The organism is Alteromonas sp. 5NW40-0090 (genome assembly GCF_057552975.1).
Genome location: NZ_BAAJLT010000005.1, coordinates 51,598 through 64,337, shown reverse-complemented (window position 1 = coordinate 64,337; position 12,740 = coordinate 51,598). Strand labels below are relative to the sequence as shown.

Annotated in this window: 10 protein-coding genes; 9 read left to right on the top strand and 1 reads right to left on the bottom strand. The window is 45.4% G+C overall.

Going from position 1 to position 12,740, the window contains the following annotated elements:
• Positions 1 to 5: 5 nt before the first annotated feature.
• Positions 6 to 2,402 carry a Lon protease family protein gene (locus tag AC27KT_RS07475; RefSeq protein ID WP_487128719.1) on the bottom strand — a complete coding sequence of 799 codons (2,397 nt, stop codon included), beginning with the start codon at positions 2,400 to 2,402 and terminating at the stop codon, positions 6 to 8.
• Positions 2,403 to 2,914: 512 nt separating this feature from the next.
• Here AC27KT_RS07475 and AC27KT_RS07470 point away from each other — a divergent pair.
• The 9 genes from AC27KT_RS07470 (at position 2,915) to rodA (ending at position 12,735) form a co-directional block, all read left to right on the top strand.
• The gene (locus AC27KT_RS07470; protein ID WP_487128717.1) at positions 2,915 to 3,532 is read left to right on the top strand and encodes an SRPBCC family protein; all 618 of its coding nucleotides are present in this window, start codon (positions 2,915 to 2,917) and stop codon (positions 3,530 to 3,532) included.
• A gap of 311 nt (positions 3,533 to 3,843) precedes the next feature.
• On the top strand, positions 3,844 to 6,447 hold the full coding sequence (gene leuS / locus AC27KT_RS07465) for a leucine--tRNA ligase (protein ID WP_487128715.1): 2,604 nt from the start codon (positions 3,844 to 3,846) through the stop codon (positions 6,445 to 6,447).
• Positions 6,448 to 6,458: 11 nt separating this feature from the next.
• Positions 6,459 to 6,995, top strand: coding sequence for an LPS-assembly lipoprotein LptE (locus AC27KT_RS07460; protein ID WP_487128713.1), 537 nt, complete (start codon positions 6,459 to 6,461; stop codon positions 6,993 to 6,995).
• Between the two features lie 15 nt (positions 6,996 to 7,010).
• Positions 7,011 to 8,039, top strand: coding sequence for a DNA polymerase III subunit delta (gene holA / locus AC27KT_RS07455; RefSeq protein ID WP_487128711.1), 1,029 nt, complete (start codon positions 7,011 to 7,013; stop codon positions 8,037 to 8,039).
• Between the two features lie 13 nt (positions 8,040 to 8,052).
• Positions 8,053 to 8,754 carry a nicotinate (nicotinamide) nucleotide adenylyltransferase gene (nadD, locus tag AC27KT_RS07450; protein ID WP_487128709.1) on the top strand — a complete coding sequence of 234 codons (702 nt, stop codon included), beginning with the start codon at positions 8,053 to 8,055 and terminating at the stop codon, positions 8,752 to 8,754.
• 17 nt (positions 8,755 to 8,771) lie between these two features.
• Complete coding sequence (gene rsfS, locus AC27KT_RS07445) at positions 8,772 to 9,089, top strand: ribosome silencing factor (protein WP_159609639.1); 318 nt, start codon at positions 8,772 to 8,774, stop codon at positions 9,087 to 9,089.
• 116 nt (positions 9,090 to 9,205) lie between these two features.
• On the top strand, positions 9,206 to 9,676 hold the full coding sequence (gene rlmH, locus AC27KT_RS07440) for a 23S rRNA (pseudouridine(1915)-N(3))-methyltransferase RlmH (protein ID WP_039220720.1): 471 nt from the start codon (positions 9,206 to 9,208) through the stop codon (positions 9,674 to 9,676).
• A gap of 30 nt (positions 9,677 to 9,706) precedes the next feature.
• Entirely contained in the window at positions 9,707 to 11,620 is a 1,914-nt protein-coding gene (gene mrdA / locus AC27KT_RS07435) for a penicillin-binding protein 2 (RefSeq protein WP_487128706.1), read from the top strand.
• Positions 11,620 to 12,735, top strand: coding sequence for a rod shape-determining protein RodA (gene rodA, locus AC27KT_RS07430; RefSeq protein ID WP_239245809.1), 1,116 nt, complete (start codon positions 11,620 to 11,622; stop codon positions 12,733 to 12,735). Before mrdA ends, rodA begins: the two co-directional genes overlap by 1 nt.
• Positions 12,736 to 12,740: the final 5 nt, after the last annotated feature.

Sequence of the window (12,740 nt, the reverse complement as noted above, 5' to 3'; positions counted from 1 at the left end):
TAACTTCACTCACCTTCCCCACCATTCACAATAAGGGCAATATTGTACAAACGATTCACGGCATGGTAATTGATTGAATTTTTCGGATAACGTCCTTTACTGCTAATCTTACCTGCTTCCTGTTCCATTAGAATAGTTAGCGCGTCATCAACGGTTTCAACGGTGTAAATGTGAAACAGACCTTTTTTCACAGCGTCGATAACGGTGGTGTCTAATACCAAATTAATCGCATTCGATTTAGGAATAATAACGCCCTGTGTACCGGTTAGGCCACGATGTTGACACAAGTCGAAAAAGCCTTCTATTTTCTCGTTAACACCGCCAACGGCCTGCACTTCACCGTACTGGTTTATGGAACCCGTAATGGCCAAGGTTTGTAAGCAAGGAATTTCAGTCAACGCAGAGATAAGCGCAACCAGCTCACCAAGGGATGCACTATCGCCGTCTATATGACCGTAAGACTGTTCCAATGCGATGTTTGCAGAAAGCGTTAACGGGAAATGCTGAGCGTATTTATTACCTAAATACCCATTAAGCAACATTACGCCCTTTGAGTGAATAGGCTGTCCAAGCTCTACCTCGCGTTCAATATCAACCACACCGCTTGCCCCAGCAAACACAGTAGATGTAATGCGTGCGGGTGTACCAAATGCCGTATCACCAATATCCAATACGGTTAATCCGTTTACTTTTCCTACCGCTTTGCCTTCAGTGGCAATAAGCACGTGCCCTTCTTTAATATCGTTTAAAAGCGTTTGACTAACGCGGCCGGTGCGACGCTTTTTCGCACTTAATGCTGTCTTTAAGTGGTCAAGTTCTAGCGTGTCGGCGTTAGATTTTTGGCAGAAATAATAGGCTTCATTAACCAGTTCGATAACTTCAGCAAAATGCGCAGATAGTTTTTCTTTGTGCTCGGCCATTCTAAGCGAATACTCAACCAACCTGCACATGGCATTAGCCGTTATCCCTTCAAGCCCTAATGTAATAAGATGCGCACGCACCTTGCCTACAAAGTCGAAAAGCGCCTGCCGGGTAACGGGAATTTCCAAGTCAAAATCCACCAACACTCTGAAAAGTTCGTCAAACTCGTCATCATAATCTTGCAGCGTGTAGTACAGGTCGCGAGAGCCTAACAAAACGATTTTCACATTTAAGTCTATAGGCTGTGGGTTTAGCGTAATGTTATTCACCATACCCACGTCTTGCTGAGGTAAGTCCATGCGTAAGCGTTGTGACTTAATGGCAAGCTTTAGGGTATCCCATACAAAAGGTTGCTCAATAAGTTGGTCAACATCCAATAACAAATAACCGCCATTTGCACGGTGTAATGCACCGGGCTGGATCATACGATAATTAGTAAACACGCTGCCGTGAATGTTGGTGTACTCTATTTTGCCAAATAAATTTTGATAAGTTGGGTTTGGCTCGTAAATAACGGGGGCTGCGTCATCGAGTTTATTCGACACCAAAACGTTAGGAAGAAATTGCTCTTCTAAAAATATCTTCTTGTCGAAGTCATCACTCTTCTCTTCTTTCTGCTCTTCACTGTGAATGACTAAGATAGCATTGACCAATGCAGTTTTAAGCTGCTTGAGGTACTTCATTACCCCTAATTCAGATGCGTATTTGTGCTCAAGCACTTTTAGCAGCGGCTTAATCCCCTGCTCTGCGGTCTTTTTGTCAAGCTCACGCAGACGCTCAGAGTTTTCGCGCTTCCACGTAGGAAGGCTTAACAGGCTCTCACTCAATCTATTTTCTAGTTCATCAATAAGGGTATAAAATCCTTCCCGCTGCTCATCAGTTAGCGAGGCAAATTCGGTATCGCTTATAGGCTTCCCGTTAACAATGGGTGAAAACGTGATAGAGCCGCCTTCTTCGTACAGCGCAACATCATTCGCTTGTGCGTAACGTTCTACCGCGTCGATTGCCGCATCGTACTTTTGCTCGAACTCTCTGGATATTGAGGCACGACGGCGCTGATACCCTGGGTTATCAAAGGCAACAGGCAGCGAGTCTAAGACATCGTCGATAAGGGCAGCCATGTCCTTGTGGAATGCTTTTCCACCACCGGGAGGAAATTTTAACGCAACAGGCTCGCGCTCTTCGTCAAAATTGTTGATATAACAACAATCATCAGGCGCCGGTAGCTGGGCAACTTGGCGTTCAATGTAATCCTTCACTAGAGTGAAGCGCCCCGTAGCGGGCTCACCCATCACGTAAAGATTATAGCCTTTGGTGTTAATACCTAACCCAAACGTAAGTGCTTCACGCGCACGCTCTTGCCCAATGAAGGTCGCATTTAGCGCTTCATCATCTTTTAAGGCACTGTTTATCGCTCGGCGATTTATGGTAGGTGAAAGCGCGTCTACATCTAACGCATATAATTTACTGTCTACAGACATGTCTGTTCTATCTTTGTTTCTTTACTTAAGTGAAACCCTAATTAACATTAGTGTCAAACGCTTATCCCGAATAAGACAGCTTTGCATCGCTAATTGCACAACAAACAACCACCTTCATGACTTTAGAGAGGAATTGGCAAGTACCACGAGCTTTTTGTGGCCTTCATTAAAACTGATACCTTGCGACACAGGGTGTAGCGTTTAATTAAAGCCGAAAAGGAGTTAAGTACGAAAGAACTTACTTCAATTTAACCGCTGCATTTACTTCTGCCACATAATTTGGATCAGAGCATTAAAATCACAGCGTTAAGAAAAGCGCGCCAACGTCAGAGCCGTAAGGACAATGTGGTCAAGACAAAGCTCTGAAGAATCCTGTAACAGTAAGGCTTTAAAGTAAGTAGCAACGCAAGCTGCTTTCAATTACCTTAGAAAACACAAAGATCGAAATTCGTTTTGGCGACGAGAACAGATTTCGCGGGCAATAACCAATAAACAAAAACAGGGGAATAACAATGACAAAAAAATTGAAAACTCGCTCAACCCTTCTGCTCACCTCCTCTTTCCTTGCAACCTTTCTGGGCACGGCATTTTCTTCAATGAGCATCGCTAACGTAAACTATGCAGATAACTCAGGGTTTTCTATTACCAATGAGAGTGAAAGCTATGCGCCTGTTGAAGTAGTGTACTCTCATTTTATTCAACATGTGGATATGTGGTGGCCGAAAGACCACACATGGTGGAAAGGTGCTTTGCGCATAGATGAGCAGGCTGGTGGCTGTTTCTGTGAAACGACAGACACGGCGAGTGCGGCGCATATGCAGGTAAGCTATGTTGAACCGAATAAAAAAGTGGTAATGACTGGCGGGTTAGGCCCGCTTCAAGAGATGGGTATCTCAGGAGCGCTAACATGGGAATTCAGCACAATAGCATCGAGCACATCATCGGATGCAAACACACAAGACGGCCGCATACCGAAAACCAAAGTCACCCTTACCTACCACGCCTCAGGTAATATTCACTTTAATGGCAAAAAAGCATCTAACGAAGACGCCGCCAATTTAGTTCGAGTGGTTGACAACGTGCAGGCGCAACAGCTAAATGCGCTAACCGCGTTTAGTGACAATAATTAGATGCGACACTAGGGCCTGTTTATCGACAAGATAAGATGGCGCCAAGAGCAAGTAAGATGAGCAAATGGGGCGAGTTCTTATGTTCAATCGACGTAAACTGTGTCATTAATGCTCACTTTTCAAGCAAGCAACAATAAATATTGCCTAGTTCGGTGTTAAGCTATTGAGGCATGGCTTAGCGCTGGGTTATTCTATTGGGCTATATGTATGTTAAGTGGGTGAATCCCACGCGCGGTTAGTTGGCGTTGCTACAAACTCGCCTTATGCCGCCCCATAAACGTTTTAACTTTTAATGCGGAAGCCTAAGTTTCATGGCCGATAATCAGTACAATCCGAAAGACATTGAACAACGCGTTCAGCAATACTGGGAAGAAAACCAATCGTTTAAAGCAAATGACGACGTAGAAAAAGAAAAGTTCTACTGCCTGTCTATGTTCCCATATCCTAGTGGCCGACTTCACATGGGCCACGTGCGCAACTATACCATTGGTGACGTGATCAGCCGTTTCCAGCGCATGCAGGGTAAAAATGTATTGCAGCCAATGGGTTGGGATGCTTTTGGTCTTCCGGCTGAAAATGCAGCAATTAACAACAATACTGCGCCTGCGAAATGGACATACTCAAATATTGATTACATGAAAAACCAGCTTCGCTCGTTGGGTTTCGGTTACGACTGGGATCGCGAAGTAACCACATGTAAATCAGATTACTATCGCTGGGAACAGTGGTTCTTCACACGTCTTTACGAAAAAGGTCTAGTTTACAAGAAAAACTCTACTGTGAACTGGGACCCTGTAGACCAAACTGTTTTGGCTAACGAGCAGGTTATCGACGGTCGTGGATGGCGCTCTGGTGCACTGGTTGAGCAAAAAGAGATCCCTCAGTGGTTTATTAAAATTACTGACTACGCCGAAGAACTTTTACAAGACTTGGAACAGCTTGAAGAATGGCCAGACCAAGTACGCGCAATGCAGGCAAACTGGATTGGCCGCTCTGAAGGTGTTGAAATTACCTTCGATTTAGCGTCAGCGGTTAACGACATTGCCGATTTGACGGTATATACCACGCGTCCAGATACCTTCTACGGCGTTACTTACGTTGCAGTGGCTGCGCAGCACCCTCTTGCCGATTTCGCAGCAAAATCGAACCCAGATTTAGCGGCCTTTATCGAAGAATGTAAAAACACCAAAGTTGCTGAAGCTGAATTAGCAACCATGGAGAAGAAAGGTTTCGCCACTGGTTTTGAGGTTGTTCACCCACTAACCGGTGAAAAGCTTCCAATTTGGGTCGCTAACTTCGTGTTGATGGACTACGGTTCAGGCGCGGTAATGGCTGTTCCTGGCCACGACCAGCGCGATTGGGAATTTGCGACTAAATACAACCTACCTATTCAACAAGTCATTGCGCCAAACGCAGGTGATGAAGATAAGTGCGACCTTACCGCCTCTGCATTTACTGAAAAAGGTAGCTTGATCAATTCAGGTAAGTTCGACGGTCTTGAGTTCGATGCCGCATTTAACGGTATTGCTGATGAACTTGAAAGCAAAGGCTGTGGTAAGCGCAAGGTAAATTACCGTCTTCGTGACTGGGGTGTAAGCCGTCAGCGCTACTGGGGCGCACCTATTCCAATGCTAAATTTGGAAAACGGTGAATCTGTTCCAGTTCCTGCCGACCAACTACCGGTCGTTTTACCTGAAGACGTAGAAATGAATGGCGTTACCTCGCCAATTAAAGCTGACCCTGAGTGGGCAAAAACCACATACAATGGCGAAGCCGCGTTACGTGAAACGGATACCTTCGACACCTTTATGGAGTCATCGTGGTACTACGCGCGCTATGCCTGTGCTACTAACAACGATGCCATGCTTGACCCGACATCAGCTAACTACTGGTTGCCAGTAGATCAGTACATTGGTGGTATCGAACACGCTATCTTGCACTTACTTTACTCGCGTTTCTTCCACAAATTGTTACGCGATGAAGGCTTGGTAAACTCTGATGAGCCGTTCAAGCGCTTGCTATGTCAAGGCATGGTATTAGCCGACTCTTACTATCGTGAAGACGCATCAGGTAAGAAAACCTGGTTCTCGCCCACCGAAGTAAGCACTGAAAAGGACGATAAAGGCCGTATTGTTAAAGCATGGCTAACTGCTGACGGTGAAGAAGTTATTCACGGCGGTATGACGAAAATGTCTAAGTCGAAGAATAACGGTATCGACCCGCAAGAAGTTATTGACCAATACGGTGCCGATACGGTGCGTTTATTCACCATGTTTGCTGCGCCACCGGAGCAAACCCTTGAGTGGGTAGACTCTGGTGTTGAAGGTGCAAACCGCTTCTTACGTCGTATCTGGAAATTAGTGACCGAACACGTTGAAAAAGGCACGCCAGAAGCAATTGATATTAAGGCACTGTCGAAAGACCAACAGGCACTTCGCCGTGAAGTACACAAGACCATTGAAAAAGTGTCTGATGACTTAGGCCGTCGTCAAACCTTTAACACTGCGGTAGCAGCGGTGATGGAATTATTAAACCACCTTCAAAAAGCGCCACAAGAAAACGCGCAGGATATCGCGATTATGCGCGAAGCCTGTGAATCAATCTTGTTGCTTCTAAACCCCATTACGCCGCACATTGCTCACGAGCTATGGAAAGTGTTGGGTCACAGCGAAGATATTGACCTTGCACCTTGGCCACAAGCTGATAAAGCTGCATTGGTTGAAGACGAAAAACTTATCATTGTTCAGGTTAACGGTAAGGTTCGCGCTAAAATGACAATTGCTGCTGATGCAAGCAAAGAGAGCATTGAGGCGTCTGCGCAAGAGCAGCCAAACGTTCAGCAATTCATCGAAGGTAAAACCATTCGTAAAGTAATTGTTGTACCTGGCAAGCTTGTAAACATTGTAGCTAACTAGGTCAGGTAGTGATGAAAAAGCACTTACAATTCGCAGTCGCCGTGTTGGGTACCGTTTTGGTAACAGGCTGTGGCTTTCATTTAAGAAGCAGCCCTAGCCTTCCAGATGACATTAACACGGTTGCCATTGAAAGTGCTCGAGCACATGCGCCTTTGGCGCGTGCGCTTGATAAACGCTTGAACGTTTACGGGCTAACCAGTGTCAGCGTAGATAAAACAGCTCGCTCTAACGAAAACGTTAATATTTACTTATTACCAGAAAAATTAGAACGTCAGCTGCTGTCAGTTTATCCTTCAGGTCAAGTTGCTGAATATGAACTGATATATGTTGTGCGTTACCGCGTGCAGTTTCCTGGTAAGGAAGCGGTAATGGTGCAATTTGAAGTAGTACGTGACTATCAAGACGACCCTGACCAAGTGTTGGCAAAGTCTCGTGAACTTGAATTGATGTTAAGTGAAATGCGTGATGAAGCGGCTGATATCATGATTAGACGCCTTTCCAGTCAGGCAGCCGCTGCACCAAATGCATCGACTTCCATTAGTCAGTAAATATCAGAATTCTTCATGCAGATTTATCCAAACCAATTTAGCCAAGATATTACCAAGGCACTTCGCCCGTGCTATCTGGTGTTTGGAGATGAACCCCAGCAGAAGTTTGATGTCATTGAGCAAATACGCGCTAAAGCAAAAGCCAATGGTTTTGAAGAACGAACCGTTCTTGTTGCTGAAACAGGCTTTAACTGGAATCAGTTGATTGAAGCCACACAAAGCATGTCGCTTTTCTCAAGCCAACAGTTTATTGAATTAGAGCTACCTACGGGAAAACCGGGCACTGAAGGCAGTAAAATGCTGCAAGAAGTCGCGGCATCATTAAACCCCGATATTTTGTTGCTGGTTCACGGCCCCAAAATTGGCAAAGACGTGCAGCGCGGCAAATGGTTTAAAGTGCTTGATGATTTGGGCGCGTCGGTATTGTGTTACCCTTTAGAAGGCAAGCAGCTCAATGCATGGCTAAACCAGCAGTTAAATGCCCACCAACTCTCCGTATCAGCGTCGGGTGCTAAGATGATTGCTGATTTCTGCGAAGGCAACATGCTTGCTGCTAAGCAAGAAATTGACAAACTCGCCCTACTCTATCCACACCAGTCTATTTCAGACGAACAAATTGAAAAGGCGATGGTCGACCAGTCGCGCTTCAACGTTTTCCAATTGGTTGACGTTATGCTTAGCGGCGACACTACCCGCTGCATAAAAATGCTATATCGATTAGAGAGCGAGGGTCTGGAGCCTAACATCATTATTTGGGCGCTGACTCGAGAGTGGGAGCAGTTGTGGAAACTAAAACTAGCGCAGCAAAGCGGTGCCCCCATTCAGTGGCAAAAATTCGGTATTTGGCGTAATAGACAAGGTTTTTATCAAAGTGCCTTGAATCGTCTGAGCGTCGCGCAGCTAGAAGACATCCAAAAAGCGCTGACTCAGTCAGATCATGCATTCAAACAAAATGTGATTGCCCGCCCTTACGTTGAAATGTGTCACCTGTGTATGATGTTTATGGGTATGGACCTTCGCGACATTCCGCTGTTACAAGCATAATGGGCGATTCTAAGTGAGTCTTTCCGGCGCTTCTCGAGCATATCCACCGGTGAAAGCCATTCTTGGTGGTACATTTAATCCGCCGCACAAAGGCCATATTGGTGCGGCACTTAAAGCGGCAGATGAAATTGGAGTAAACCACGTCCATCTCATGCCTTGTAAATTAGCTCCGCATAAGTCAGTAGGTGTGTCAGAAAGCCATCGGGTAAAAATGATTGAACTTTGCGCCCAAAACAATGACAGACTTATTCCAGAGTTAATTGAACTGACGCTTCCGTCACCCTCTTATACAGTTAAAACACTGCGTGCACTTAAAGAAAAAAGCGATGACACAATCTGTTTTTTCATTGGCGCAGATTCACTGTATAATCTGGACAAATGGTACGAGTGGGAACACCTGCTCGATTATTGTCACTTAGTGGTTATGCGCAGAGACGATGAGAAATTTTCGCCTCCTCCCGCAATACAAGCTTGGTTAGATTGTCATGTGACTAACGATAAAAATGTTATTCACGCAAAGCCTGCAGGCCATGTAGTGTTAACCAACACACCGCTTTTTAGTGTTTCATCTACTGAAATTCGTGACGTACTAGCAAGTGCTGCCACGTCCGAGAAATCGGGTACGCCAAACAGTTCAAATGCTGACCTATCTAATTTATGGTTAGAAGAAAGCGTTTTAGATTACATAAGCGAACATCAGTTATATAAAAGTTAAGTAAGTGAGGAAAACTCTTGGAGAGTCAACAGCTCAAACAGTTTGTTAAAGACAAAATTGACGATATGAAAGGCCGTGATGTTATTGAACTAGACGTTCGCGGCAAATCAACTATTACAGATACCATGATCATTTGTTCAGGTAACTCAAAGCGCCATGTTTCATCTATTGCAGAAAATGTCATGGTAGAAGCGAAGAAAGCGGGCCACGCACCTGGAAGCGTGGAAGGTAAGGAAACCGGCGAATGGGTTCTGGTTGATTTTGGTGATGTTATTTTGCACGTTATGCAAGATGAAACCCGTGATTTCTACCAGCTAGAGAAACTGTGGTCATAGTGGCGTAAACGCTTGCTATAAACATTCAGTAGCACGGTCAATAAAGGCCATACTCAAATGCGTATGGCCTTTATTGTATAAGTGAAAAACTAATTCCTGCGGTAAGGGTAAAAGAAGTGCGTATACAAATCGTCGCGGTTGGAACAAAGATGCCAAACTGGGTAAATACCGGTGTAGATGAATTTATTCGTCGATTTCCTAGCGACATGCCAGTGTCATTCACTGAAATTCCTGCCGGCAAGCGAGGCAAAAACGCCGATATTAAGCGCATTTTAGAAAAGGAAGGCGAGCAAATGCTGGCCGCTATTCCAAAAGGGAACCGCATTGTTACGTTGGAAGTAACGGGTAAACCCTGGGACACGCCCACGCTTGCTAAACAACTCGACAATTGGAAAATGGACGGGCGCGACGTAAGTCTGCTTATTGGTGGTCCAGAAGGGCTAGCACCGGAATGTATTGCTGCGTCGGAACAAAAGTGGTCCTTATCAGCCCTAACCCTCCCCCATCCACTTGTTAGGATCATTCTTACCGAAAGCCTGTACCGCGCCTGGTCGGTGACCCAAAATCACCCTTATCACCGTGAGTAATTGGTCGCTTTATTAATGCAAAGGAAGTCAATGCAACGAAAACGTCAAGCAATACGGGACCACTCAGCTGAAGCGAACTTGTTTGCACGCCGTGCGACCATTGCTTTTATTATTGTTGTTGCCATGTTGGGCATTGTACTTAACAATCTTTATTCTTTACAGGTTACCCAGTTTGAAGATTATCAAACCCGCTCTAACGGTAACCGAATTAAAGTGCTGCCCGTAGCGCCTAACCGCGGTCTCATTTATGACCGTAACGGCGTGCTTTTAGCCGAGAACCGTCCGGTTTTCAGTTTGGAAGTTATTCCAGAGCAAGTGGATGATATTGAACAAACCCTTGCCGAACTGACCGAATTAATGAGCATCACCAGCGATGAAATTGAACGCTTTCAATCTACGCTTAAAGGAACGCGAAGATTTAAACCCGTTGCGCTTCGTACTCAGCTGAGCGAAGAAGAAGTAGCGCTGTTCTCTGCCAGTAAACACAAGTTTCCAGGTGTTCAAATTGAAGCCCGCTTGGCTCGTCATTACCCTTATAAAGAAACGCTTACCCATGCACTGGGTTATGTTGCACGCATTAACAAGCGAGACTTACAAAAACTCGTTGAAGCAGGCCAAGAAGATAATTACGCCGCAACCCACGATATCGGTAAGCTAGGTATAGAGAAATATCACGAAGAGCTGCTTCATGGAAAAGTGGGTTATCAGCAGGTCGAAGTAAACAACCAAGGCCGAATTATTCGTGTACTCAGTGTTGAGCCACCAACACCGGGCAAAGACATCGTACTTAACCTGGATTTAGAGCTTCAGTTAGAAGCCCAGCGAATAATAGAAGGCATGCGCGGCGCTGTAGTGGTTACCGATGTTAAAACAGGTGGCGTACTGGCACTTTATTCTAACCCTAGTTACGACCCCAATTTATTTGTGCACGGTATCAGCAGCAAGAATTACTCTGCGCTACTGAATTCGCCAGACCGTCCGCTAATTAACAGGGCGACACAAGGACAATACCCTCCCGCTTCTACCATTAAACCGCACCTTGGTTTTGTGGGACTAGAAGAAGGCATTATCACCAAAGACTACACCATTAACGATACAGGTCGCTATCAATTGCCAAATGTGTCGCACGTGTGGCGCGATTGGCGTCGGTGGGGACATGGCAAAGTTGACGTATCAAAAGCAATAGAAGTGTCGTGTGATACTTATTATTACGAGCTAGCGTATAAATTGGGTATCGATAAAATCAGTGAATCTATGTACGAATTCGGATTCGGCGATTTCACGGGTATCGATCTTTATGAAGAGTCAGATGCTAACATGCCTAGCCGAGGCTGGAAACGCGCTCGCTTTAATCAACCTTGGTATATTGGTGACACCATCCCCGTTGGTATAGGACAGAGCTATTGGACCACCACGCCGGTACAGTTAAATACATCTGTTAATACGCTGATCAATGCTGGGGAACGCTATATTCCACAAATCATTCGCGGTTATATGAACACCGATGGTTCTGTCGACCTTATCCCATTAAAGTCGCTGCGGCCTATAGAAATTAAGAACCGTAACAATTTGGATGTGGTGTTAAACGCCATGCGCGATGTTGTGAGTGGGGAAGAAGGCGGCGCGCGTCATGCGTTTGCAGATACCCCCTACGACTCTGCGGGTAAGACAGGAACAGCACAGTTATTTACCGTCGGTCAGAATGAAAAATATGACGCTACTAAAATTGATGAGCGTCTTCGAGACAATGCCATGTATGTTGGCTTTGCACCTTTCAATGATCCAGAGATATCGGTAACCGTGGTCCTTGAAAACGTAGGCGGTGGTAGTAAGAACGCAGCACCCGTCGCCCGTCAAATCATGGATTTCTATTTCAGAGACCGTGTTTTTGAATCTGCCAAAGCTGACTCGGCAAACAGTGATAATGAATTAGGGACGAACTAGTGAAGAGAACCACCATAAACCCTAATAAAATAAGTTTTCTTCAACGCATTCATATCGATGGCTGGCTGTTAGTCGGGCTACTCGTGCTAAGTTGTGTTGGGCTATTTACTCTGTACTCGGCGTCAGGTCAGGATATGGAGCAAATGGAGCGCCAGTTTATCAGGCTGGGATTTAGCTTTATTGTTATGTTTGGGTTAGCCCAAGCCCCTTTGGGCGTGTTTAGGTTTTTCTCAACCTATGCCTATGGTGCAGGCCTGCTCATGCTAATTGCCGTATTATTATTTGGTGATATGGGCAAAGGCGCACAGCGCTGGCTAGACCTGGGCTTTATCCGTTTTCAGCCCTCTGAACTGATGAAGCTTGCCGTGCCTATGATGGTTGCGTGGTATATCAGTAAATTCACTATGCCCCCACGCACGACACATATTATCGTTGGGTTTGGTTTGGTGGTCGTGCCCACCATTCTCATTGCAAAGCAGCCTGATCTAGGGACCTCATTACTCATCGCCAGTTCAGGTATCTTTGCCATATTCCTGGCAGGTATGAGCTGGCGGCTTATTTCTGTTGTAGGCGGGTTAGTTGGCGCGTTTGCACCTGTTATGTGGTTCTTTTTAATGAAGGATTATCAAAAACAGCGGGTTCTTACTTTTTTGAACCCGGAAAGCGACCCGCTAGGGTCTGGCTACCACATAATTCAATCTAAAATTGCCATTGGTTCCGGTGGTGTAGACGGCAAAGGCTGGCTGCAAGGCACCCAGTCACAACTTGAATTTTTACCCGAACGTCACACCGACTTTATCTTTTCAGTTTTCAGCGAAGAGTTCGGGCTTACCGGCGTTATGTGCTTAATGGCAATATACATTTTCATTATTATGCGCGGCCTAATTATTTCTAGTCGAGCACAAGACGCCTATGCAAAATTGCTTGGCGGCAGTATTACGCTTACTTTTTTTGTTTATGTATTTGTAAACATGGGCATGGTGTCCGGATTACTTCCCGTGGTGGGTGTTCCCCTTCCTCTAGTGAGCTTTGGAGGAACATCTATGGTGACTTTAATGGCAGGTTTTGGCATTCTTATGGCCATTGCCACTCAGAAACGTTTAATGTCTAGATAACTTGT

Bases quoted from the DNA above. Each gene is read 5' to 3' on its own strand.
- AC27KT_RS07475 (WP_487128719.1), bottom strand. From the start codon at position 2,402: ATGTCTGTAGACAGTAAATTATATGCGTTAGATGTAGACGCGCTTTCA.
- AC27KT_RS07470 (WP_487128717.1), top strand. From the start codon at position 2,915: ATGACAAAAAAATTGAAAACTCGCTCAACCCTTCTGCTCACCTCCTCT.
- leuS (WP_487128715.1), top strand. From the start codon at position 3,844: ATGGCCGATAATCAGTACAATCCGAAAGACATTGAACAACGCGTTCAG.
- AC27KT_RS07460 (WP_487128713.1), top strand. From the start codon at position 6,459: ATGAAAAAGCACTTACAATTCGCAGTCGCCGTGTTGGGTACCGTTTTG.
- holA (WP_487128711.1), top strand. From the start codon at position 7,011: ATGCAGATTTATCCAAACCAATTTAGCCAAGATATTACCAAGGCACTT.
- mrdA (WP_487128706.1), top strand. From the start codon at position 9,707: ATGCAACGAAAACGTCAAGCAATACGGGACCACTCAGCTGAAGCGAAC.